The sequence below is a fragment of the Streptomyces sp. NPDC048419 genome, assembly GCF_043200415.1.
Lineage (GTDB): Bacteria > Actinomycetota > Actinomycetes > Streptomycetales > Streptomycetaceae > Streptomyces.
The window spans coordinates 1-24,049 of the sequence record NZ_JBICXT010000041.1; the positions used below are offsets into that span (position 1 = coordinate 1).

Below are 24,049 nucleotides of genomic sequence, written 5' to 3' on the forward strand. Positions count from 1 at the left end.
GACATCCGTCAGCTGGTCGTCGTCCTGCAGCTCTGCACCGAGAAGGACGTCGATCTCCTCTTCGGCTGACGCCGGTCGGCGCTACAGGATCACTGTCGCCACCAGTTACGGGACAGCGCTTAGCGGGGTGAGGATGGTGCGGTAAGAGCCTTAAGAGCCATGACTGACTCTGAAAGCAGAGGATAACCGGCCGGACAAGAACCGAGGAGCACAGTGTCCGCCAAGAGCACGCCGGAGCCCGACATGCCGGGCGGGTCCAGCTCGGAGCTCGTGCAACCACGCCAAGGCCGTCGCCGCAAGCCGTGCGGGAAGCGGAAGGGCCTGCTGATCGTGGCCTGGATATCCGCCGGGATCGTGGTCCTGGGCGGCACCGGCACCGGATACCTGTACTTCACGCTCAACGGCAACATCAAGAGCGTCGACATCAACCAGGCCCTCGGCACTCACCGGCCGCAGAAGATCGACAACGGCTCGGAGAACATCCTCGTCCTCGGCTCGGACTCCCGCTCCGGCGGCAACAAGAAGCTCGGCGGCGGCCCCGACAATGGCAGCGCCCGCTCGGACACCGCGATGATCCTGCACGTCTACGAGGGCCGCAAGGAGGCAAGCGTGGTTTCGGTCCCGCGCGACACGCTCATCGAACGGCCCCGATGCACAGACACCAAGGGACACACGTACCCGCCCGCGTCCGGCGTGATGTTCAACTTGGCGTACACCACCGGTGGCGCGGCCTGCTCCGTGAAGACGGCGGAGTCCATGACAGGCGTCCGCATAGACCACTACCTGGAGGTCGACTTCTCCGGCTTCCAAAAACTCATCGACGAGCTCGGCGGCGTCAAGGTCACCACGACCAAGAACATCGAAGACCCCAGGAGCCATCTGAAGCTGAAGGCCGGCACCCATCGTCTTAACGGCAAGCAGGCCCTCGGCCTGGTCCGCACCCGGCACGGCGTCGGCGACGGCTCCGACCTCGGCCGCATCCAGCTCCAGCAGGCCTTCATCAAAGCCCTGACCAAGCAGTTCAAGAACATCAACCTGTTCGGCAACCCCAAGCGGTTGTACGACCTGGCCAACACCGCCACCAAGACCGTGACGACCGACTCCGACTTGGGCTCGGTCAATAGGCTCATGTCGTTCGCGAACGGGCTGAAGGGCATCAGCTCCAGGAACATGACCATGGTCACGATGCCAGTCCAGTACGCCCCGGCGGACCCGAACCGGTTGATCGTGGCCAAGGCGAAGGCCGAGCAGGTGTGGACGGCCCTGAAGAACGACAAGCCGATCCCGAAAACGGCCACCGAGGACACCGCGAAGGGCGATGCGAACGGCGTGTTGACAGGCTCTTGAACTGATCTCCCACGTAAACGAGGGAGACTGCGTCCTGCCTTGTGGTGGGTGGCTTTCCGTGCGGTGCGCGCCTGAAGACCGCCCTCCCGGCAGCCGGTTCATCCGACCTGTTGATCTCCCTTTTCCGCCGGTTCCGGCGGCACGCTGGTGAGTGCGGACGATGATCAAGTCGATCTGCCCAGCCAGTCGCTGTCAGCGGCCGCGCCTGCGAGAGGCTTCGATCCGCTGGAGAGCTTAGTTCGGCCAGCGTGTGGTCGAGCGTGAACGCCTGACTGAACACCCTCAACCGTGTGTGGACGGGGGAGCTGAAGCAGCACCTCACTTCGATGCGGGACACGAACCCGGACCAACTGACTGCGGCCGTCCTATGTCTCCATCGACCCGGTCTCCCGCACGGTCTATCGGCCCGGCGAGCTGGCCCAGTGCAATCGCCCCGGCCAGGCCGCACGCTGGCGTCGGCGGGTGCGGGAACGGGGCCGGATGCGAGCTTCGCTCAACCTCGTGGCCGCCGAGGCCGGGGCCGTCGCGTCGCGGGCAGGCCAGACCGGCCCTATCGCCCAGCCTCCTGCCAACACCATTCGGTGGCCCGAAGGGGAGACGCATGGGGAGAAATCCCCTGCCTAATGATGCCGAATCCCTAGCCTTAGCCGATCTTGACGGGCGTTTACACCTGGGGAACCATGAGATAGGTGCTAAAAAACGTGTCCCGAATAAATCGTTCCCACGGGCATGCACCCATACGGACACCTCTATCTAGTCGGGAGTGAACAGAGAGCATGTCGACTTCACCGGAACCACCCCCGGGCACCGAAGCCACCACATCACAGGACCCCGTGCTCGTCCCACCCACGGCCCCCACCGAACCAACCAGCGGGAGCACCAGCAGCGCCACCAGGTCCGGCACAACGCTCTCACCACCAATGGGATCCATCCGTGGGCGCGGGCGCGGCCGCACCCGCGGCCGCGGCACTTCCCCCACCATGGAAGATCTTCGCAGCGTAGTGGCGAGGTTTCGCAGTGAAAACGGGCCGGCGCCAAGAGGCCTGCGTGAGCTCCTAGGTGCTCTCCAGGAGCGCACAGCAGAACTGCGGCAACCGCTGGACACCATCACGGAAGAAAAGACAAATCAAACGCCTACCCGCCCTTCTTCTCGCAGCAGGAAGGATTCGAGGAGTGAGGCAATTACATGCAAAGCATGTCTCGAGGAGTTGGTGGACTTTACTGCCAATATTAAGCGATGCATTGACGGCGAACATTTCCATGCAGCGTGCCTAGAAGATGGCCTGCTATGCCCAATATGCAAACTTGACCTGTCAGGCACCCCGTTCACCGTGAACAGTCCACAGGCCACAGCCACTGTAGAAGAAGTCTGGAACGCGCAGGTAGATAGCGTAGGGTGGCGTCCAGCGGCTGGCGTGAAGCAAGAAGGGCTCCTTTGCTACGCGGCGGCCACCGCAACTGCGGCAAGGTCTCTGGGCAGTACTACAACCATGCATGAGCGCGCCCATCTGTTTGCGATGTCTAACGGCGCCGACGACCTAGATTGGGTAATAGGCGACGAGGGATACCGAGCGGCGTATGCTGCAGCATCACCCCAGCGGAGTGGGGCCGCCGGTGCCCCCCGCGTTCCCATCATCGTAGTGCATTCTCGGATGCAGGCCTCGGATCAGGAATGGATTCGCAACGCATACCATGATCTTACTACGAATAATGGCTCTCCCGACTTCACCGGCCTCGCGGTGAACGTCACATCAAGCGGCCGCCCCACTTTCACACAGGTATGCGCCGCCATCGATTCCGGAAGTCTGATCATGGCCGCGGATGGCACTCACTGGAGAGTCATCCATGGCTATCAAACCTCAAACCTTCGAGAACGCGTTTGTGTTTTCGATCCGGAGCATGGACCAGGTCGAAAGTTCATATATAAGGCCTTCACCATTGAAGTAGTCTATACAATTTCCCGTTGAAACTTTGGGCGCAGTTGCACAGTGCTGGTGGCAGATCGCGGGCAAGTGACCAATTGGGCAGACTTTGCAACTCAGAGGAATGCATTTCACATGCGTACTTGCCGTCGGGTGATCTGTGATTTCGGCTCACCCAAGCTTGTCACGATTACGGATTCGCCTCAAACTAGAGGTTGTCCCGTAACCGGTGTGGCAGTTGAAGCGTTGTCCGGTTCATGGGTGGGGTGATTTCAGCTGATGATCCGAAGTGGATCGAGCCGTTCGTCGGGTTGAAGCCGGCAGAGTTCGACCGGCTCGTCGCACTGGTGCGGCGACGTGGTGGTGACGTCCATGGCGGTTGTCGCTGGAGGACCGGGTGTTGTTGGTGGCCACGTACTGGCGCACGAACTTGACGTTGCGGCAGATGGCGCCGCTGTTCGGGATCTCGAAGTCAGCCGCGGACCGGATTCTGGACCACCTCGCGCCGCTGCTGGCGATCTCGCCGGCCCGCCGCAAGCGGGAAGACACCGTGTACATCGTCGACGGCACCTTGGTGCCTACTCGGGACCGGAGCATCGCAGCCTCGAGCAAGACATCTCATGTCGTTGGTTGGTCAAGGAGGTGCTCAGGCAGCAAGGTCCAAGGCGGTGCGAAGGCACGATCGGGGTCTAACACCGTACGGTGCTGCAGACAGTGGTAGAGGCAGCCGAGCAGTTTGTTGAACAAGTTCCTGAGAGCTGCGGTATGGCGTTCTCCGCCAGCTCGCCCTGGGTCATAGTGGGCTCGTGGAGCCTGCGTTCGGAGGGCTGCGAAGGCCCACATGTGCCCGGCTGAGGCCAGCCGCTGGTCCTTGACGGTCCGGGCCACGACCACGTGGCTTCGACCGGAGGCTCGCGTCACAGGGGCCGCTCCGGCGTATGCCTTCATGGCTCTGGCATCTGCGAAGCGTTCGCGGTCATCCCCGATCTCGGCGAGGACACGTGCCCCGGACAGCACAGACAGCCCCGGGAAGCTCGTGATGATGTCGGCATCCGAGTGTGCGAGGAATGCTTCCTCCGTCGCCACCGCGAGCTGAGTGACGCTGAGGCAGGCGGCGTCGACCTGTCGGATGAGCGCCAATGCCTGGTGCCCCAGGGCCTGTTCGACCTGCGGCAGTTGCCGCAGGTAGTCAGCGCGGAAGACTGTCCGAAGCCGCTCGACCTCGGCTTCGACTCCACAGCGTGGACGCTCGCCGCGCTTGAGCAGCGCGCGCAGCTGACTGCGGGTCAGCCTGGCGGCGTCGGCCGGCGTGGGGGCGGCGGTCAGGATCACGCGGGCGTGGTGAGTCGAGTCCGGGTTTGCCAGTGCCGTGAAAGGCCGTGAGGGCGGCCGGATAGTACTCGCGCAAGTGTGACCGGAGCCGGTTGATCATCTGCTGCCGGTCCCAGATCGCGTCCTGGTGTGCGCGGGCCAGAACGGCGACGGTCTGCCCGGCCTCGCTGTCGTCGGGCAAGGGACGGTGGGCGTGCCGATCGGTCCGCAGGATGTTGGCCAGAACCCGGGCGTCCGCCGCGTCGGACTTGGCTCGGGAGACGCTGCCGCGATCGCCATAGCGGGCTGCGGCAAGTGGGTTGATCGCGTAGATCTGACGGCCAGTGGCCCGCAAGCTGGCGACGAGGAGCCCGCGCGGCGTCTCGATGGCGACAGGAATCGGATCCTCTGCAGTGTCACCGTGCCGGGTCAGAAGCTCTATGAGCGCGTGGAAGCCGGCGCTGTCATCGCTGATCCGTAGCTTGGCCACCTGGGTTCCGTCCTGGTCGACCAAGGCTATGTCGTGGTGCCCCTCCGCCCAGTCAATGCCGCAGAAGATCTTGTTCAACCCTGTACCTCCGTACGAATCTGCAGGTCAGTCCCACGCGGAGCACGCGGCGCTCTAATAGAAGTGCTCCAGGCACGCCATCTCATGAGCCGTTCGTGTCTCCAGCGACCGACAGGGACCTCGGTCTGCTGGTGAGCTCACGGGCTCGCGAACTGCTGAGAGGTGGCCCCTGTCGGCGGGCTGAGGACATGAAAGCCGGTGATATCCAAGTTCCTGCCGGACGGGACCGGTCTTGCACGAGAGATCAAGGCCCCGGAACTACCGAAGGCCTCCGCCAGGCAGGGCGAGGTGCGAGGCGGAGCCAGTCTGACCACGGGGATCCAGTCCCGGAATGGCAGCAGACTTCCACCTCGCATGGCACCCCTTGCACTCACGTGCCCGAGGCCACCGATGACCTATTAGAACTATCGCTACTCGACGAACCTCCAGGTGGTCATCGACGCCAACAGCCGCCTGGTCGTGGCGATCGGTAACCCGCTGCCCGGCAGCCGTAACGACTGCCGGGCCTTCAGCGAGTCCGGAGTGGACCGGGCATGCCGCGGTGTTCCCACCATCGCCGACGGCGGCTACTAGGGCACTGGACTGCTCATCCCGCACCGCAAACGGCGAGGCCACGAGCGTCTGAGTCTGCAGCAGGAAGCCGAGAACGCGGTCCACCGTCGCTCCCGAGCGCGTGTCGAGCACGCCCTGTCCCGTCTGAAGAACTGGAAGGCCCTGCGGGACTACAGTAACGGCTCAAGGGGAACGGCGTTCACCTGGCCATGCTCGGCATTGCACGCCTGCACAACGTGGCCCTCAGCGGATAACTCAACCCCCATACGGGACAACCTCTAGCTTGATCTTTAACCTGTGCGGCGTGGTCGTGGGGTGGTTGACTTCTTCGTTCGCTGCTTCGCCGTCGGTGTTTTGCGGGGTGTGTGCACGTCGTGGCGGGGTGTGGGTCGGGTGTTCTTTCTGCCTGGAGGCCGCCCGGGGCCGGGGCGGGAGGGTTTCGGTGCCTGTGCCGGGCAGCTGACCTTGGGACGGATGTGCCGAAAGGCGCGGCGGACTCGGGCGGGGGTGAGCCTGTGCGGCGGCGTTGGTCTCTCCCAGGGCCGACGCAAGTCGGTTGCCAGCGGTCGGGCGAGCCGCAGTTGGGTGTAGGTGGCGAGGATGAGCCACGTCCATCGGTCGGCTGCCTCGGGGTGCGGATCTTCGGGGAGGTCCAGCCGCGGGTCTGTGTGAACAGACGGAAGGTGTGCTCGATATCGAAGCGCCGCAGGTATGCCTGCCAGAGACGGTCGGCGTCCGCCGCGGTGGCATCGGTGCCTGACCACCACAGCCAGACCGGCTTCGGTGTCGCTCCGCTGGGCAGGTGACCGATGTCCAGGCGGATTACTGTCCCTTCGACGATCGGGAGAGTGCCGTCGTCGGCTGCCCAGGAAGAGCGGTGGGTCAGTTTGGGGTGCAGCCGGTTCCAGGAGCGGGCCTTGGCGGTTCCGTAGAGACGTGTGTCGGTGACCGTTTCGGTGTCCGGGGTGCCCCAGCTGTCAGGCTGCCCGAAGACGAACTCGCTGCCGTGCCGGGGTGGCCGGCCCTGGGTGTGTGGGAGCCGGGGCGGGACAGCTCTGCGCAGGACACGGTCGGATCGCATCCTGGCCAGCACCTGCACCGGTAGATCTTTGAGGAGGAAGCCAAGGCGGGGTGTGTCGTATCCGGCGTCCGCGACGATGAGGATGTCCAGGTCGCCCGCCTGCCACTGTCCCGCGGCGATGAGCCGCTGAATCAGATCGCGCAGTTGCCGGGCGGTGATGGTGGCCGTGTCGTCGCCGGGTGTCAGGCGCAGTGCGTCCAGCGGTGCGGTCCATGAGCTGCGGCCGGGCTCGAGTGCGCAGATGATCGAATAGGGCCAGCCGGGGACGGGGATGTGGTGGTCCTTGCCCCGGCCATAGGTGTGACACAGGATCCGTTCCGGTGAGGTGTGAGCGTCGGGGCCGCAGCCAGCAGGTGACATCGACAGCAAGGACGAGCCGGCCATCGGCAGCGCGAGGCAGCGGCACTTCGACCAGTGCCCGCCGCAGCCGGCCGGCATCGACGCGTCCACGGGCCACCGCCGCGTAGAGTCCTCCATGGCCGCGGCGGTGTTCACCCACCAGCGACAGTTCGGCCAGCGATCTCACCGGTCCGTCGCCGCACAGAACAGCATCAGCCAGCTCGAACAACGCGTCCGAACGAGCGGTCAGGCAGGCGTAATACTCGCCCCGGCAGCATGACAGTTGCTCCAACGGCTCTCGCCCGGCGTAGTGATGCAGCAGACTCATCCTCACGGCCTTCGTGCTGGACGTGTGTGTTCCTTGGTCGGAGCACATGTTCAGCCGAAGGCCGCCCCCGTGTACGGCAGTTACCGGACCAGGTGATCAAGTTCGACACACCATTCGACGCCAGACGTTAAAGATCAAGCTAGTGCTCGACGAGCTCGGCTCCCGCGGCGAGTTGGACTGGTCGCGCTGCGCGATCGACTCGGTGAACATGCGGACACTGAAAAGGGGATCTGACAGGTCCGAATCCTGTCGACCGGGGCAAATACGGGTCTAAGATCCACCTGGTCACCGAGCGGACCGGTCTGCCCCTGTCCGTCGGAATCTCGGGGGCGAACCTCCACGACAGCCAGGCGCTGATCCCGCTGGTGAAGGGCATACCGCCGATCCGCTCTCGGCGGGGACGCCGGCGGCGCAGGCCGGCAAAGCTCCACGCCGACAAAGGATACGACTACGACTACCTGCGGCGATGGTTACGCAGGCGCGGCATCCGGCACCGCATTGCCCGCAAGGGCATCGAGTCCTCGACCCGCCTGGGCCTGCACCGCTGGACCGTAGAGCGCACGATGTCCTGGCTCGCCGCATGCCGTCGACTCCACCGTCGCTACGAACGCAAACCCGAGCACTTCCTGGCTTTCACCAGCATCGCCTGCAACCTCATCTGCTACCGCCGACTCACCAAATGAAATGAGGTCTAATACTGCAACGGTGGTTGTTCTGAGTGCTGGGCAGTTTTCAGGGGCTGTGTCCGCGTCGTTTGTAGTGACTCAGGCGGGCCTGATACTGGCGACTTCGGCGCCAGGTTGACCAGTGCAGAATGTGCTCGATCGGTGCCGGTCGGCGGTCGGTGAGGCGGTGGATCAGGCGTCGGATTTCGGCGAGGCTGAGGTGGATGAGCTGGGAGGATCCGTTTCTGCTTTGTCCGTGTCCAGCTGTCGGGCCCGCAGGACGGTCAGGCAGGCATGGGCGGCCATGGCGAGGGTCATGTGGCGGTGCCAGCCGGGATAGCGGCGGACCTGGTAGTCGTCCAGGCCGCATTCCTGCTTTGCGGTCTGGAAGCACTCCTCGACCGCCCACCTGCTTCCGGCGATGCGGATCAGCTCGTCCAGCGTCGTGTCGGCGGGGCAGTAGGCGATGTAGTAGGAGATCTCCTCGGGCCTGCTGACGTTGCGGCGGGCGAGAACCCAGTGCCGGCGGTCCTCGCGGTGCCAGGGCCGCACCTCGACGCGGGCCCAGTCGAAGATCCGCCGGCCATGAGCTCCCTGTCCGCAGGAACGGCGTTTCCACTTCTGCCGCGGCAGACCGGGGAACAGGTCGTGGACCGGGTGGTCGAGTGCCCAGCGGGTGACGACGGTGTCGTGCCGGGTGGTGGCCATGACGTGGAAGACGTCCGCCTGCTCCAGCTCGTAGCGCCAGCCCTTGCTGAAGCCGTAGGCGGCGTCCGCGGTCACCCAGCCGAACGGGACCTGGTCGGCGATGGCATTGCGGACCATCGTCTTGGCCATGGCCACCTTCGTCTCGAAGGCGACGCTGTCGTCGATGCCGGCCCGGCGGCAGCGGTCCCGGTCGTCCGTCCAGGAGGTGGGCAGATACAGCCGACGGTCGATCAGAGTGCGTCCACGGCCGGTGGCGTAGGCGAGGAACACGCCGATCTGGCAGTTCTCGGTGCGTCCCGCGGTCCCGGAGTATTGCCGTTGCACCCCGGCCGACCGGACGCCCTTCTTCAGGAAACCGGTGTCATCGACGATCAGGACGGCGTCCCGGTCCCCGAGGTGTTCCACCACATACTCGCGCACGTCGTCGAGGACCTCGTCGGCCTCCCACTCGATCCGGTTCAGCATCCGCTGGATACGGTCCGGTCCGTCATGACCGGCCTCCTCGGCCAGCGTCCAGCCGTTCTTCCGCTCCAGCGGCGCAACCAGCCCCCGCATATAAGCCAGCGCCGACTGACGCGGCTCCTCCCGGTTGAACCTGTGCACGAACCGCTCGTGCAGAGCGGTCAGTTCACCCGCCCACAACCTGACTTCAGCAAGGTCCCCACCCATATCCAGACCAACGACCAACCTGGCCAGCAGTCACGGCAAGCACCGTTGCAGTACTAGGCGGTGCGGTGGACTCGAGCAGACGAAACGTGCGACGGCTGGTTTCAGGCCCCGTTTGATCTCGCGGTCGGGTTTGCCCTCAGCTGTGCGGCGGCCACATAAGCCCTGGTGGGGGCGTCGTGCTGTAGTCGGGACAGCACGGATGGTATGGAGCGCCCGGTTCAGCTGGCCGTCTCCGGAGCGGTTCAGGCAGTGCCGGGTGATCTGACCGGAGCTGGCGGGTATCGGGGCTGTCCCAGCCAGGGACGCAAGCGCAATCGCCTGGGGTGGGACCAGGAGAAGATGCCCACGCCGGGCTGGTCCAACAGCGCCGGCGCCGCGTCCAGCACCAGTTCTTCCAGCTCGGTCTCGAGGTCTGTCGCTTGGGTCTCGAGGAACAGGGCCTGGCGGGCGCTGATGCGCAAGGCCCGGACGGTGGCTCGGTGTTCGGCGCTGTGGCTTGGCACGGTGCGAAGGCGTACGCAGCGTTCCAGTTGTCGGTCGGTGGTCATGCCGCGGAAATGCTGGCACAACTGTTCCGGCGCTGCGCCGAGGAGGGCCTTGAGCTGACAGATCGCTTTCGTGCGCGCGACCATGGTGCCTTGACGGGGGGTCAGCAATACTCGCATGGCTTCGCAATCGCCGCCACGGCGGGGCTGGGCCAGATGGTCCCGGTCGGCACGGACCGCGTCCAGCTCGTCGGTTTGGGCACCGTTGCGGCGTGCCGGGCGCTTGGGCCGGTCGATCTCGACCACCCACTCGCTGTGTCTCCAGCAGGTGGCAGGTCAGCCCGGCGCCGAAACTGCCGGTGCCCTCGATGGCCCAGACCCGGCGGCCGGGGGCCTGGGTGCGGGCGAAGCCCAGCATGCGCCGATGTCCGAAGGCGTCGGTGGCGTGTGCACCGCCGTTGGGGTCGACGACGGCGAGGGTGTGATAGTCCCGGTGGGTGTCGACACCGATGATGTGGTCGATCTGGCCAACGAGCATGGACAACGTGCCCTCCCCCTGAGGGTCGGCATCGGCCTGAGAAAGATCACCGAGCGGCCTGACTGTGACCCCGGGTGGGCGATGACCTCGCGCTGGATGGATCGCTGATGGTCGAAGTCGACGTCCTTCAGCGACTCGCGGGAGGGGGAAACGGGCTGCGCGGGCGCGTCCCTCGGCGCTGTGGCTGTCGCTGGCGCCTTCGCGCTTGCAGGCAGGTCGCCAGATACTCCTCATGGCTCCAGCCCTCACCGCGAACCCGCTCGGCCAGCCGGGCGGCCGCATCTCGCAACGCGGGCGCCTTCAACGCTTTGGTCATATAGGCCAGTTCGGAGGAGACGTCGCGGGTCTTGGAGGCCTTATTCGTTGTCAGAAACCGCCGGCCATCGGGACTTGTCCCGGGGCGATCGAACGCAAACAGCTCAGTCTGGGCTGCCGATTGATCTCATTCATCCTAGATTCCGAGATATGAACCGTCGCCGCTTGGCCGTATGCATCGCTAGATTCCTTGCGGCCCTCGCGCTTGTAGCCTGTGGGGGAACTGCTACCGCCGCCACACTGGCCGCTCCCCCGGCTGCTACTCGACGCATCCAGCCACTTGCTCCGCCAGCGGGTGCCGAGCCCGGAGTTCTGGGGGTAGCGGAAGATGCGACGTGCAGCATCCTCTCTGACGAGGGCAATTGTTATAGCGCAGGCGAGTTCTGTCGCCAGAGTGACCTCGGCAAGACCACCACCGATGTTTCCGGCCGGTCGATCACATGCAATATCGAGTCAGGACGACCGCACTGGCAATACACGAATCCAGCTTCACCGTCGGTGAGCCCCTTGGAACCTACCCGGACGCCAAGTGGTGGAGTGGTTGCCGGCGACGGCGCTAGCCAGGCCAGCGAGTTTTCCCTGGTGACCTTGTTGACAGCGCTAGGCGTAGCAACCGCAGTGATCAGTCTATTGACTCTGCCTAGGCAACGTCGTGGAGCACACGAGTGATACGCCGTGTCTGAGGGGCTCCTCGACGAGACTGACGCCCTTCACCCGCAACTCACCACCCTCCCTCAGCTTCCTATTTCCGTCTACCGTCGGCCTACACACCGAGGAGCAGGCGTGGTTCAGGGCGTCAAGGTGGAGCACGCCACTGTACGAACGACCTTGACGCCCTGGGCCGTGGCTGCTCGGCTCTGCCTTGGCGATGGCAGAGGGGACGGAAGCTCCCCTGCCCTCGCCAAGGTCGAACCCGTACACCATTCCCCTGGACGCAACCGAATCTTCCGGCACCCTCGCACCAGTGACGAACAAGCTCACGTCACTCGCCGCAGCAATCCTGACCCTCATGATCTACACCTGAAAAAGACTCCAGGCGGGACTTCTTGCGACCTTTCGCTCGGCTTGATTTTTCGCGCGCCTCTTCCACGAGATTCTTCTCTTCCCGTGTGAGGGCGGCCACTATTGCGGGGTCTTTCAGCCATCCGTTCAGCAGAGCATGTGAGCCTCCTAGCATGAGCGAGTAGGACCACATGCTCTCGCCTCTTGAATTACCCTTCCATCCAGCCGCCCATTGAAGCACATGTTGAATCTTGTCCTCACGACTATATCGTACGAAGGTCACGGTTCTCTTCTCCCTGTGGGAACTGGTCACCACCTTGAGTACCTAACGGTGGAGAGATCGAGAGGGTAACGTGCGACTACATGCCTATTACTGGACAACACAGGGGGCAACGTTTTATCCCGGAGACGGAGAATCGCAATCCATGGTTCGCTAACCATTTCCCACGTCCACTCGGAGCATGGAGCCGCGCGCGTCTCCGGGAGTCCTCAAGAAGCCGCCACAGAGTCCGACAGCCCCGAAGGGCGTGCCGCCGCACCAGCCACCTGCCGCGTAGATAGTTCCTTCGACACGGGAGCCCGCTTTCCGCAGCACACCAGTTGCACACCGCACCACATCGCATACCAGCCAACAATCACTATGGGCGGCTGGCATGCCTGGCCGTCACAGCGCCTCGGGAATCCCACGCGAGGGCTTGCCTCAGCACCACCTCCGAAGGGATGCCCGATTCACCAAAGATTGCACTATATGTGCAATATGTCAATGCGTTGCAAGATCTCCTGAATGGTGTCCGCGGTCCAGCGCATTGCCGCGGCTGCGGTACAGCCGCGGCCGATCAGGGCAGGGGCGTGGCTGCGGCCCGGTCCTGGCGGGTGAGCGAGGTCTGACGTGCGGCGGTGCAGGAAATCACCGTCGCCAGGTCCCGACCGCCCGCGGGGGGGGTGTAGGAACGGCCGGGACCGGCGCGCCCGCTCGGCAACGGCGCATGAACCGAGCGGAGCCTTACCGGCGAAGGCCCCGTTGCGGGCGTCGTGGGTGGGCGCCAGGCATGCGGTGACCTATCGCTGCACCGACCGCCGACCGGGTACGACGGGTGCGTATGTCCGCCGTGGCGCGCCTGGTCGCGGCCGTGTGCGTTCAGGTTGGGCCAATGGTTGACGAAGGCGACAGAATCGCATGAGTTGCGCACTGATCGCGCTTGCGCGTGGGAAACATAATGCGAAACGCCCCACGGGGCAGGGTTGGGTCAGTAGCTTGGTTGCCGATGTCGCTTCCATGCGTCAGGTACTACGTGCTGCCTCGCCCAAACTTCGCGGAGAGTGGCCGCTGTGCATTCGCATTCGGCCTCTCCTGGGGCTGTGCTGGCCGGGGCGCGTGCTGCTGCCACAAGAGCGTCAAGGACCGCCTGGTCAGGGCTCATTTCGGGGTGCCACTGCACACCCAGGCGGAAGGTCTGGCCCGCGAACTCAACGGCCTCTACGGTGTCGTCCTCGGCGCGTGCCGTCACGGTCAGACCGTCGCCGAGGCGGTCGATCGCCTGATGGTGGTGGGTGGGCACTGAGGTGGCGTCCGGGTACACGCGGCCGATCCGTGTGTGCGGCATCGTGGTGACTACATGGGGGGTGAAGATGCCGGGCTGGAGGTTGTGGCCCTCGTGCCCGACGTGTTCCGGCAGATGCTGGATCAAGGTGCCACCGGCGTGCACGTTCATCAGTTGCATGCCTCTGCAGATGCCCAGAAGGGGCAGGTCGAGTTCGAGGGCGGCGCGCAGGACGGCGAGCTCCCATGTGTCACGTGCCGGCGCGGGGGCATCCATCGACGGGTGGCGGACGGCTCCGTACAGCGCCGCATCGATGTCCTCGCCGCCGGCCAGGACGACGCCGTCCAGTCGGGAGACCAGGTCTGCTGCAGCTGCTGGGGCGTCAGGAGGCAGCAGCACCGCCAGGCCTCCAGCAGCCTGAATGCCATGCGAGTACGCCGCCGGCAGCACCGCGGCCGGCAGCTCCCATACCCCCCATCGTGCCGGTGAAAGGTAGGTAGTTATTCCGATGAGGGGGATGCCCATGTGAGGCCCTTTCGTTGGTGCCGTCGTCTGGGACGCGTGGCTCGCATGGCGATGCCGGCTTCCGCGGCGTGAGGAAGCACCCCAACGGGGCGCCATGTGCAGGTTGACTGGGGCCTGGCCCTGGCTCCGTCCTGCACGACCAATCTTGCGAACCAGCGAGATTAAGCACAAGAAATGACATCTTCATGGTGGGTAAGCCACGCTTAACCACGCGCAGACCTTTGATCCTCGCTTGGGGTAAGCCACGCTTACCCTGTGCAGACCTTTGACCCTCGCTTGCTGGCCACTCTTGAAGCCGTAGTCCGTCACGGCTCGTTCGCCGCGGCGGCCCAGGAGCTGGGCTATAGCTGCCCGGCGGTGTCCCAGCAGGTTGCCGAGCTCGAACGGCGGGCGGGACTGAGGCTGTTGGAACGTCGTCCGGTGCGGGCGACGCGTGCAGGACGCATCCTTCTGGAGGCGGAGCAGGGGGTGCGCACCGCGCTGGCAGCTGCTTCGCTGGAACTTCGTGCAGTGCGGGCGGGCACGGCGGGGCGGATACGGCTTGGCGCCTTCGCTTCGGCCTCCACCGGCATCGTGCCCAGGGCGCTCGCCCAGTTTCAGACGGTATTTCCGGATGTTCAGGTCAGTCTCGTCCAGCTCGAGCCCGGGCCGAGCTACACCCGGGTCAATCGAGGTGATCTGGATCTTGCCCTTGCGTACGACTACGACTTCATCCCCCTCGTGCCGCCGCGCACGCTTCGCCGGACCTTGGTCGTGCGCGACCCGGTCGTGGCGGTCCTGCCGGCAGACCACATCCTTGCCTCCCGCGAGGCAATTGACCTGGCGAGCCTTGCTGCAGAGACCTGGATAGCCGCCCCGGAGGCGGCGCTGCGACTCGATCTGCTCGCTCAGATGGCCAAGTCGGCCGGCTTCGCCGCGCAGATGGAGTACGAGGGCGATGACTTCAACACCATCCTGGGCTTCGTCGCCGCTGGGCTGTGTGTGGCGCTCTTGCCACGCCTGGCCCTGCCGCGAGGCGCGACCGACGTCGTGGCGAAGCCTCTGGTCAATCCGTGCCTGAACCGCTTTGTGTACACAGTGCGGCTTGACACGCGGCACCGGCCGCGAGCCATCGACATGCTCGAGCGGCTGCTGACCGAAGAAGCACAGGAAGCCGTGGAGTGAACCTTCGTTCCAAAGGAAGTTCAGGTTTCGGCTGAGCGGGTTTCAACGCATGCATGACAGTGCTTTCGCTCGCTCTTGAGCGCCTGCCGGGGCGATGGCGTTGGCGGGTTCCCCGCGGTGACCTCTCCACGAATCGAAGGCGAGCGGAACTACGCGAGAAGGCAAAGGCCATCACGTTTCGCTGATTGCTTCCACCTACACAAAGTTGCTGACGCGCCCGGGTGCGCACGGCGACGGGCATTCATCTGCTGACCGCCGCGGAACAGCTCCGGTTCGTGTGGCTTGCCCGACCGACGGTTGGTCGGCCGGATCTCACCGATGCCACAGTTTGTGGAGACCGACCGTGGTCAAGTCTCGGCTTCCCGGGTATTTCGGCGCGCAGCTGTCGAATGCGGCGGCGGCATTCGCCAGGCCCGCGTCGTACGTCTTCTTGGAATTCTCTGTTACCCCTCGCCCACCGCCCGGTGAACCGGGGGCCGATGTTTGGCTTCTCTGCACGCCTTGCGCAGCGCGGGCAGCGACCACGGCCGCCACTCGGTCAGCTCGTTCCTACCGATCCCGTATGTCTCCCCGGACCGGTGCGACCACAACGACGCGGTCGCCCAGCCGACCGCCCGGTTGCCGGCGGCACGCGCCGCATTGCCACCCAAGCGCAGCTTCCTGGCGGGCGTCCGGATCCAGGACGAACACGTATGCCTGGACCACGGAGCCGGGACCGGAACCTCTTCACTCGGCGGCCCGCCCGCGCGGTGCCCATCGCCACGGCCGCGGCGCGGAGTGGCTTCGCCGTCCGCCGCCCATACCGGCGGGCGCACATCGAGGTCAGCACCTCGGTGACGTCCCGCACCAGATCGCTGACGCTCTGGGCGCGACCGAGCACGACCAGGCAGCGACCCCAAGCCCGAGTACGGCGTCCGGGTGCTCGACTTCGAACCGGGCCAGCCGATCACGATGCCCGACCACGATCACAGCCGACCCGGCATCCGCGAAGGCCGGTGCAGCTTGCCGCGCCGCCCGTTCAGCCCGACCCCACCCCCCGACACGACCTCGGCGACGGCGACGGCGACGGCGACGGCGAGGCTCCGCCGGTTCGCGCCGGCCGCGACACGGGCCGTCCGCCCATCCAGACCAGCCCTCTGGCCGGCGGACCTCGCAACGCCCGGTTGACACTCATTGCATTTCGAGTGCAACAATGTGGTCGCTTGCGGCCCGGTCTCCGGACCGGCCGCTCGCAGGAGTCGGTTGCCGCCACGCACGGAAGGGTACGCGCATATGCTCATCGAGCCGTCGCAGGAGCAGATGGAAGAATTCGTGAGCAGTGACCTGCAGGGGGGAATTGTGATGGTCAATTTACTGAAGTTCAGCGACGAGCCCGAAGCATACATCCGCTACCAAAATGCAGTGAAGCCGCTTTTGGAGGGCGTTGGTGGGCGCATTCTATGGTCTGGTAAACCTCGCCACGTGTTCATCGGAGATCAGACCATTCATGACTGGGACGCTCTCGCGGCTGTGGGGTACCCCTCTCGGGATGCCTTCTTGGCAATGATCTCGCATCCCGACTATCCCTCCGCCCGAAAGGACCGCGCTATGGGTCTTGCACGGACAGCGGTGCTTTGCTGTGTGCCGATGATCACAGACCTCTAGGAGGGCGCTGCAGGCAGCCGCAAAGTTCTTGTTCCATGCCAGATGCCGCTCGCGCATGGTTGGCCGTGGCAATGCGAGGTGTGCGCCGCGGACGGATTTCACGCTCGATGACCGTGGAGAGCGTGGCGATGTGTAGCGAGACACCTTCGCGTCGTCCAGGCCGGTTCTGCGGACCGTCTCCACTGACCACACCGCTCCGTACTGCGGGACCGTCCCACGAACGTCGCCCCCAGCACGGACACAGATCCGTGTGGTCGTCGTGCGGTGGCGTTGGCTCGAGGCAGCCGAGGGGATTGCTGCAGATCCGGAACAGACCGTGGCGTGGCCCGGGCAGCGTTCCCGAAGGGCAGCCTGGCGATACGAGTCCGAAGCGGGAGACCGACGACGGCGTCCCGCCCAGCCATCTGCGCCTGGCCTCACCGTACGCCCCGACGCCCACTGGGCGGCCAACGGGGTTTTCTGGATGGGCCACAAGGTCCATCCCACGGAAAGCTCCCACACTTGCGCCGGAGCCTGGGGAGGCGGGACAGTCCGGTGCCGAATCTGATCACGGACGTGTACACGACCGAGGCGACCGTGCAGGACATGAAGACGACCGCCCCCCATCCCCGCGTCTGACCGAACACGACCTCAAGCCCGCCGAGCTCATCCGCGGCGAACCAATAGTCATCTTGATCGGTTGACAACAGCGTCCTACGAGACGTGGTTCACGGTGCCGCCGTTGTTGGTGGTGACCGTTGCCGAATCGCTGAGGTACACGGTGCCGCTGTTGAGGGTGGTGATCGTTGCCGAGTCGCGGGCGGTTACGGTGCCGCCATTCACGGTGGTGACGGTAGAGGTGTCATCGGCGTTCACGGTGCCGCCGGTGTTGACGATTCTGACGGTAGCCGTGCCCTCGGCGTTCACGGTGCCGCCGTTGTTGACGGTGTCGACCTTGGCGCTGCCGCCGATGGTCACGCCACCGCCGCTGACGGTCGTGATGATGGTCGGGGGGCCGGTTCCCAGGCCTTTGGCGGTGACTATTCCGCCGCGGACGGTGGTGACCGTGGTGGGTCCGTGTGCGGTCACCCACCCGCCTGTGACGGTTTCGACGGTCGCTTTTCCGCGGGCGGTTACCGACCCGCCGGAGACAGTGCCGATCCTGGCCTCGCCGTCGGCCTCCACGATGGTGCTGGTGCCGCTGACGGTGGTGACGGTTACTCGGTCGCGGGCGTTTACGCGCCCACCGGAGACGGCGGCGATCGTGGCCGCGCTTTCGGCCTCCACGGTGCCACCGCTCACGCTGACGATCGCGGCTCCACGAGTACCGGAGACGAAGATGCGGTGCGGAGTGCTGCGGCTGATGGCGAGGGTTTCGCCGAGGGTGTCTGTGATGTGGATCTCGCAAGGGGGGGTGGTGCCCATCAAGGCGTCGAATTCAGCCTGGGTGGTCACACGCCACGCCGGCCAGCTCCTGTCGCGGGGCCTGCCCTCACGTTGGATGGGACGTTCCAGGCCGGGGGTTTTGATCCAGATGTTGTCTTGACGGTTGAGCAGCTCGTCGATGGGCTGGGCAACGGCCAAATCTCTTCGACGTTCCTCGCTCAGCAGCCGCCAGGTCCGCCCATCGCCCTTAGAGGCCCCGCGCTGGAAGACCTGCATCCAATGCTTGGCCACCGCCAGCGTGCTGCCCACCTGCGGGTGGGCACGTATTTGATCGGCCACCCACGGTTCCATTCCTCCGACGACGGTGATTTCACCGGTCCCGGGGTCGGTGGCGGTCCGCGGTGAGATGTTCTTTTGTTCCCATGTCCCACGGCGCCCTGTCGGGGCGGGCGCGGTGCACGAGGTCAAGATCACTGTGCCGGAGAGCTGGCCCAGCAGGCCAGTGCAGTTGTGGACGCCAGCGGCAGGGGCACACGTCGTTGGCGTGCCCTCGCACATGCGGATCCCGTCTTTGAGCGTGGTCGGCCCGGGGCCGGCCCCGGGCGGGGCAGAGGCCTTGGCGGTGACCGGGGTGCCGCCCACCGCGATCACTCGCCGCCGGATCGGCCTTGAGGTGGCCTCGAAAAACTCGTTCATCCCTTTGATATCTCCGCTCCCCAATGCGTTCAGCTTGAAGTTCGGGATCGCCGATTCAGCGTGATACTCGCGCACCGGGGTGAGATCATCCACGACCGCCGCCGTCCGCAACCCCGACAGCGCCGGCGAGTCCCGCTCAGTCAGGGTGTGGATGGTGCAACCGGTCGGGACGAACGTCTCCTGCTCCCCCGTCTGGTAATCGCCGTGGGCGACTATCACCAGCTCCGGGCGCAGCGTGCCAGTGGCTTTGGTCTCGAGCGGGCCGGCGTCCTGGTACTCCTTGAGCGTGACCGAGGCCTCCTGCAACAGGTCAGCGATCATCCTGACCCGCCCCCGCTTGGACTGCCAGGTGCGGAGCTCGGCGACCGCTGTGGTGAAGCGGGCCTGGATCTGCCGCGCGGCGGGACTTTCCCGTCCGTTGACCCCGAGCCGGTAGGTTTTTACTGCCTCGTCGTAGGCAAGCTCGCATTGGGTCAGCGTTTCCCAGTCCGGGCTATGGGCCGCCTCCATCAGCTGGGCGACCGGGCCCCTCCACGTCTGTATCAGTTCTTTGGCCCACTTGGCAGAATCCGCTTCCCGTTCGCCAAGTGTCAAAGGTCGGTGGCGTAGCGCCGCGCGCAATTCCTCCACCCGGGGCTGGTAGACCATAACCTCAAGGCTGACTTCCTCCTCCGTCTCATCGGCCAATTCCCCGACCGCCGTGCGCACCTTCGCCACCTGGTCGAGCAACCTGCCCACCGTCTCCGCAAACTCCCGTTCCACCGGCTCGGCAGCCGATACGGTCAAGGGCGCGGTGGCCGATTCCGTCCCGGTGGCCACTGCGAGCCCCCTCTTTTTCTCTTCTGGGCCCACACGGGCCGTGCTTCCCACAGCGGTGGGGTGTCCGAGACGGAGGCGGCCTCCGCCGACCCCCCGCAAGGAGCCCTGGGTGAATTGGGCGCCCTCGCGTTTAACGGTGCTTCCCTGCCCGTCGAGGACGTACCTGACCTGCCCCGCCGACGGCTGAACATACAGATCACCGTCAGGGTCCTCATACACACGATAACTGTGCCCCTCCTGCTGGATGGACCACTGGGACACCGTGACCGTCTTCTTCTTTTTTGTAAAGGTAAGCAGATCCGTGACCTGCTTTTCGGTGACGCCGATACCCGTCACTGCTACCTGGATCTCTCCCCGGTCTCGCCCCAACATTTTACCCTTTCGCGCCATGGTAATCCTGCCCTGAGCAGATGTTTGGAGATCCTCCGGCCACTGAGCCGGAGGGGCAAGAAGAACCATGGCCAACCCTTTACCATCGGGCAGGACCTGTATAGAGAAGTCAATGCTGCCACCCGACTCAAGGCGCTTCAATGCTTCAGAATTATGCGTCCGCAGTTTGTCTAGGAGTTTTTCTAGGGGAAGTTTGAGCGCAGCTGGAGCTCGCCTTTTTTCCTCTTTCCGCGGGGCTAGCCCGAGCTTCACTGCTTCCTTCGATCGCGGCTCTCGCTCCGGCTGGTCGATACCCTCCTCAAAGTCCTCCCTGATCACCGAGGGTGACGCAGGCCGCGGAGACGTGGGCGTCGTTGGCGGTAGCCCCGGCGACGGCGGCCCTGCCGGGGACAGCGGTTCCGGTGACGCCGGCTCTGGTGATAGCCCGGAGGGCGATCTGGGCCCCGAAGGGGACCGTGGCTCCGGTGACGCAAGCCCCGATGCCACCCGCTCGTACACAACCATTGCCTCCGGGCTGTCGGGCATCGGTGGCAGCTCGGCGACGACGTGAGTGATCATCTGCCTGACGAACGCAAGGCTGAGGCGTGGTGCCTGCCGAGGTGCCCCGCCTACCGGAGCGGTTGTGTCATCCCGGTCTGGCTCCAGCTGGGGAATATCATCCTGCTGTGACTCAGGAGACAGCCTTGGGGGAATATGTTCATTAGACATTTTCCCATCCTCTCGGATACCAAGGAGACTACCTTTCCACAAGAAACTCCCGGAGCCATCCACATTACGGCCCCGTCATCACCCACCATATATCCACACAGCGACGGCGTCTCAGCTCCACGCCACCATCCCGACAACCACGGCGCCTACGGAGTCCGGAAGGTCTGACGGCAGCTTTGTCGCGAGTGCACAGCCGCGGCCCGCTGCACGGTCGCCCGGCTGATGCGCGAGCTCGGCTTGGAGGGCGCCCGTCACGGCAGAAGATCCGAACCGCCGTGCGCGATGACGGGCCTGAGCGGGCGGCCGCCCGCTCAGGCGCGACTTCACCGCGTCCCGGCCGAGCGAGAGGTGGGCCGCCGACTTCATCGACGTGGCCACCTGGCGGGGATCGTCTACGTCGTAATTTTCGTGGACGTGCTCTTCCGGGCGATCATGCCATATCGCTCAGCTCCGAAGCCCCGGAATCAGCTGGCAATTCGACTGCGGGTTCCTTTGCCTCTTCTGGCAAAGCCAGTTCCGTCAAAAGAGTGGTGAAGATATCCCCCGCCGGCGGCGGATTTCCATCTACGAGTCCTGAACCGTCTGGGCTATGGTGTTGTCACCTTCCTGAGGCGTCGGCATAGGTCCTCCTCAAAAATGCGCTAGATCTTTGAAACTGTTTGAACTGCTCGCCTCCTGCTCTCAGGATCTGGCCCTCGCAATTTAGCCGCAAACGCTACCTGACCAGAATTTGAGGCATGAAATGTGGGCTTCCGGGCGAAGAAGCCCGCGACACGGCCGTGACAGCGGAACGCCGCCCGTACCAGCCGCACACCCTGCTCGCTGGAGCTGACCGACGAGATCACCGCCGAGCTCGCCGTCCTCGTCCCCCGGGACCACAGCGGCTGCAAGACATTGGCCAGCCCCTGCGAGACCTGCTCCAACCGCTCGACGGACTCCCGTTGCACAGCCATCAGCCGGGTGAGGACCAACTCCGGTGTGACGGCCGAGTAGGTGGCCACTCGCCCCGGGTGGGAAGTGGCCAACTGTCTCCGTACCAACGTATCCAGCACGTCGTATACGCGTTGGCGCGGCACGTCGGCCCTCCCGGGCCACCTCGGCGGCTGTAGGAACCACGACGGACGAGTGCCAGGTAGACCCGTGCCTCGTAGCGGGCCAGTCCCAGTGACATCAGGTCGTTGGTTGTTTCCTCTTCGAGCTCCATGGCTGGTCAAGGTGCCTGCCACTCCTGATGAGTTGAGGGCAAGATTTTGCCGACTGGCGTCCCGACGCGCCGGGCGGAGAAGCCCGCCGAGGCCCTGGGGGTGACGCAATGAGGGTGTGCCACCGAGTGGTGTAACAGCGATCTTCCCATAGCCCCCTGGTCGTGGGCAGGGGCAGCCACAACTCTCCCAGTAGAGAAGCAGGTTGAAGTCAGAGGTGACGCGATGGCCCTGTCCCAGCACGACGTACGACGTTGTCGGCTATTGGTGTTCGGCCATGCTGGCCTGGAGGTTTGGCTGGTGGGTGATTCAGCAGGCTGCTGTGTTGAGGGTACAGGCCCGGGGCTCGGCTTGTGTCGGCTGGCCCGCTGAGCGGCGCGGTCGCAGACCGGGCCGGCGATGGCCTGGTGGGTGTCGGGGCAGTGCTCGCGGCGTCCGGGGAAGCGTTGCAGCGGGCGCCACTGCTTGTGCTCGGCGTTGGCATGCCCGACGCGGACCGCCGCGAGCACTGGCGTCGGCGCGTCTCTCGCCAGGCGTATCGCCCGGTCACCGGAGCATCATCGCCATCGGGGCCCTTCGGCTTCTTCGGCGGCGCCGGCACCTGGTCGGGAACGATGATCAGAACCGAGCGAATGATCTTCGTGAGGACTCGGGCGACCGAGCCGTCCGCACGGTGCCGGCGGACAACTACGCGAAGTCCAGGCGGGGAAAGCGCCGGGGCGCGAAATGGGCGTGCCGGGCATCCCAGCGGCAGCCGTCGCCGTCCTTGACGACTTCGCCGCCGCAGCCGAAGGCCGCAGCTCACGCATGCCGAGGGCAGGGCATCACATCCACGAGACCGACGAGGTGGTTTTGCAGCTGCCCCAGCCGCAGGGGCGGATGCGTCCCGGATACAGCCTCTGGCCGGCACCGTGCCAGGACTGTGGACGCAGGCAGGAAGCACGGCAAGAACAACTCCCACTGCTTGTCTGTACCATCTGTACACCAAGACAACGCGCGGTACTTGCAGCGTCCTAGCCGGAGCGAGACAGCCGACCGGGGCGTCACCCCAGTCCGCTGCAGCCCCGCAACATCAGGGGCCATACGCCGAGGAGAGGCCAACGCCATGTCCGAGATCACGACCCCCACAGAACTGACATCGCAGTACGCCGCCCAAGTCACCAGCGACCTAGAGCGCAACGTCAAGGCGCAGGAACGCGTCAGTGCGGAAATCGCCTCCCTACAAGAGCAGTTTGCCGCCTTGCAGCACGACCACACCGTGCTGATGAACATGCAGCAGGCGCTCGGCGCCGCACCCACGCCGACCGAGGCTGCGGCAGAGTCGCAGGGTGCGGCGGTGCCCTCTCCTCGGCGCAAGGCCGGCACGGCGCCCGGCGGCAAGCACAGTGCACGCGAGTCCAACGCCGCACGAGGAAGGCCAGCGGACAGCAAACCCGCGACCCAGGGGGCGGGCGCCACGAAGAGGACAACGCCCACTCTGGTCGAGCTCATTCGCCGCCACCTCCTCGGGCAGAAGGGACCGCGCTCGGCTGCCGAGATTTCCGCAGCGCTCAGCCAGGCCCACCCCGAACGCAGGATCGCGACGAAAGTCGTGCGCGTCACCCTCGAAGGGCTCGTGGCCAAAAGCCAAGTCGAGCGCACCAAGCAAGGCAAATCCGTCTTCTACACCGCGCCCGCGCCCGAGGCGCAGCCGAAGGAAGGAGTGTCAACTTAACGGCTGTCGGGTTATTGAGTGCAGTGGAGAACGGCTTCTGGTCGGGAAGCGGGCCCGCACTTTGAGTTCCAGTGATTGTGGCAACACCCCCAGCTCAAGGGGCGCGATGGACGTCAAGATCCGGGAGAACGGGAGGCCGTAGGGGCGAAGAGGCTCACGGCGGAGCGGACCACATACGTCCAACTCAGCAGCAGGGCTTTAAGCAACAACGAGGCCTGCCGATTGAAAAAGGCGACCGCTTCGATCAGCGCCCCGCCAGCCCCTCCGACCAGAAGGTACTCGATCACTGTCACCTCGCAGCTCCCCCACCGCGCTGAACGACAGCGTCCCCCTCTTGCCGCTACAGGCAAGCACACACGGCAACTTGGGCGCTGTCACGACTCGTTCAACACAGAGGAGGCCCGCACACGCGCGGACCGCACCAAGCTCCGCTCTCAGCACCACCGGGAAC

13 protein-coding genes and 5 pseudogenes are annotated in these 24,049 nt (G+C 65.1%); 8 read left to right on the forward strand and 10 right to left on the reverse strand.

The genetic code is table 11. The features are described 5' to 3' along the window. Positions 1-213 precede the first annotated feature (213 nt). Both ACGFYN_RS43450 and ACGFYN_RS43455 read left to right on the forward strand, forming a co-directional pair. The gene (locus ACGFYN_RS43450) at positions 214-1,347 is read left to right on the forward strand and encodes an LCP family protein (RefSeq protein WP_393871538.1); all 1,134 of its coding nucleotides are present in this window, start codon (positions 214-216) and stop codon (positions 1,345-1,347) included. Between the two features lie 2,179 nt (positions 1,348-3,526). Further along, positions 3,527-3,882 (forward strand): annotated as a pseudogene (locus ACGFYN_RS43455) (transposase family protein); the annotation flags it as partial. A gap of 5 nt (positions 3,883-3,887) precedes the next feature. Here ACGFYN_RS43455 and ACGFYN_RS43460 read toward each other — a convergent pair. Next, positions 3,888-5,148 (reverse strand): annotated as a pseudogene (locus ACGFYN_RS43460) (IS110 family transposase). A gap of 402 nt (positions 5,149-5,550) precedes the next feature. On the opposite strand from ACGFYN_RS43460, the pseudogene ACGFYN_RS43465 reads away from it, so the two are divergent. Further along, positions 5,551-5,954, forward strand: a pseudogene (locus ACGFYN_RS43465) (transposase family protein); the annotation flags it as partial. Here ACGFYN_RS43465 and ACGFYN_RS43470 read toward each other — a convergent pair. After that, positions 5,900-7,219, reverse strand: coding sequence for a transposase (locus ACGFYN_RS43470; protein WP_393871559.1), 1,320 nt, complete (start codon positions 7,217-7,219; stop codon positions 5,900-5,902). The pseudogene ACGFYN_RS43465 and the gene ACGFYN_RS43470 overlap by 55 nt on opposite strands. Next, positions 7,110-7,496: pseudogene (locus ACGFYN_RS43475) on the reverse strand (transposase); the annotation flags it as partial. The gene ACGFYN_RS43470 and the pseudogene ACGFYN_RS43475, both read right to left, overlap by 110 nt. Before the next feature lie 88 nt (positions 7,497-7,584). Between ACGFYN_RS43475 and ACGFYN_RS43480 the strand changes: the two are divergent. Then, a pseudogene (locus ACGFYN_RS43480) lies at positions 7,585-8,131 on the forward strand (IS5 family transposase); the annotation flags it as partial. Positions 8,132-8,305: 174 nt separating this feature from the next. Here ACGFYN_RS43480 and ACGFYN_RS43485 read toward each other — a convergent pair. The 3 genes from ACGFYN_RS43485 to ACGFYN_RS43495 are packed head-to-tail and all read right to left on the reverse strand — an operon-like array spanning position 8,306 to position 10,281. Then, positions 8,306-9,490 carry an IS701 family transposase gene (locus ACGFYN_RS43485; protein WP_393871560.1) on the reverse strand — a complete coding sequence of 395 codons (1,185 nt, stop codon included), beginning with the start codon at positions 9,488-9,490 and terminating at the stop codon, positions 8,306-8,308. Positions 9,491-9,520: 30 nt separating this feature from the next. Next, positions 9,521-9,823 carry a transposase gene (locus ACGFYN_RS43490; protein ID WP_393871561.1) on the reverse strand — a complete coding sequence of 101 codons (303 nt, stop codon included), beginning with the start codon at positions 9,821-9,823 and terminating at the stop codon, positions 9,521-9,523. After that, a complete protein-coding gene (locus tag ACGFYN_RS43495; protein WP_393871563.1) occupies positions 9,733-10,281 on the reverse strand; it encodes a hypothetical protein in 549 nt (182 codons plus the stop codon). The genes ACGFYN_RS43490 and ACGFYN_RS43495 overlap by 91 nt, the downstream gene beginning before the upstream one ends. Positions 10,282-10,399: 118 nt before the next feature. Here ACGFYN_RS43495 and ACGFYN_RS43500 point away from each other — a divergent pair, with 118 nt between their 5' ends. Then, on the forward strand, positions 10,400-10,621 hold the full coding sequence (locus ACGFYN_RS43500) for a hypothetical protein (protein ID WP_393871539.1): 222 nt from the start codon (positions 10,400-10,402) through the stop codon (positions 10,619-10,621). 1,189 nt (positions 10,622-11,810) lie between these two features. Here the strand turns inward: ACGFYN_RS43500 and ACGFYN_RS43505 are convergent. Together ACGFYN_RS43505 and ACGFYN_RS43510 are read right to left on the reverse strand one after the other, a co-directional pair. After that, the gene (locus ACGFYN_RS43505; RefSeq protein ID WP_393871540.1) at positions 11,811-12,113 is read right to left on the reverse strand and encodes a hypothetical protein; all 303 of its coding nucleotides are present in this window, start codon (positions 12,111-12,113) and stop codon (positions 11,811-11,813) included. Between the two features lie 964 nt (positions 12,114-13,077). Further along, entirely contained in the window at positions 13,078-13,896 is an 819-nt protein-coding gene (locus tag ACGFYN_RS43510) for a gamma-glutamyl-gamma-aminobutyrate hydrolase family protein (RefSeq protein ID WP_393871541.1), read from the reverse strand. A 255-nt stretch (positions 13,897-14,151) separates the two neighbouring features. On the opposite strand from ACGFYN_RS43510, the gene ACGFYN_RS43515 reads away from it, so the two are divergent. Both ACGFYN_RS43515 and ACGFYN_RS43520 read left to right on the forward strand, forming a co-directional pair. After that, positions 14,152-15,060: a LysR family transcriptional regulator gene (locus tag ACGFYN_RS43515; protein WP_393871542.1), complete on the forward strand. Its 909-nt coding sequence runs from the start codon at positions 14,152-14,154 to the stop codon at positions 15,058-15,060. 1,272 nt (positions 15,061-16,332) lie between these two features. Beyond that, positions 16,333-16,704 (forward strand): DUF1330 domain-containing protein, encoded by a 372-nt coding sequence (locus ACGFYN_RS43520; protein ID WP_393871543.1) that lies wholly within the window; start codon positions 16,333-16,335, stop codon positions 16,702-16,704. A 693-nt stretch (positions 16,705-17,397) separates the two neighbouring features. Here ACGFYN_RS43520 and ACGFYN_RS43525 read toward each other — a convergent pair. After that, on the reverse strand, positions 17,398-20,292 hold the full coding sequence (locus tag ACGFYN_RS43525; RefSeq protein WP_393871544.1) for a putative adhesin: 2,895 nt from the start codon (positions 20,290-20,292) through the stop codon (positions 17,398-17,400). 2,697 nt (positions 20,293-22,989) lie between these two features. On the opposite strand from ACGFYN_RS43525, the gene ACGFYN_RS43530 reads away from it, so the two are divergent. Beyond that, entirely contained in the window at positions 22,990-23,598 is a 609-nt protein-coding gene (locus ACGFYN_RS43530) for a hypothetical protein (RefSeq protein WP_393871545.1), read from the forward strand. Between the two features lie 113 nt (positions 23,599-23,711). Here ACGFYN_RS43530 and ACGFYN_RS43535 read toward each other — a convergent pair whose 3' ends face one another. Next, positions 23,712-23,891 carry a hypothetical protein gene (locus tag ACGFYN_RS43535; RefSeq protein WP_393871546.1) on the reverse strand — a complete coding sequence of 60 codons (180 nt, stop codon included), beginning with the start codon at positions 23,889-23,891 and terminating at the stop codon, positions 23,712-23,714. Between the last annotated feature and the right edge of the window lie 158 nt (positions 23,892-24,049).

What these genes read in the sequence shown, in the direction of transcription:
- ACGFYN_RS43520 (WP_393871543.1), top strand. Translation starts at nt 16,333, where the DNA reads ATGCTCATCGAGCCGTCGCAGGAGCAGATGGAAGAATTCGTGAGCAGT.
- ACGFYN_RS43510 (WP_393871541.1), bottom strand. Translation starts at nt 13,896, where the DNA reads ATGGGCATCCCCCTCATCGGAATAACTACCTACCTTTCACCGGCACGA.
- ACGFYN_RS43485 (WP_393871560.1), bottom strand. Translation starts at nt 9,490, where the DNA reads ATGGGTGGGGACCTTGCTGAAGTCAGGTTGTGGGCGGGTGAACTGACC.
- ACGFYN_RS43500 (WP_393871539.1), top strand. Translation starts at nt 10,400, where the DNA reads ATGTCCGAAGGCGTCGGTGGCGTGTGCACCGCCGTTGGGGTCGACGAC.
- ACGFYN_RS43470 (WP_393871559.1), bottom strand. Translation starts at nt 7,219, where the DNA reads ATGCCGGCCGGCTGCGGCGGGCACTGGTCGAAGTGCCGCTGCCTCGCG.
- ACGFYN_RS43530 (WP_393871545.1), top strand. Translation starts at nt 22,990, where the DNA reads ATGTCCGAGATCACGACCCCCACAGAACTGACATCGCAGTACGCCGCC.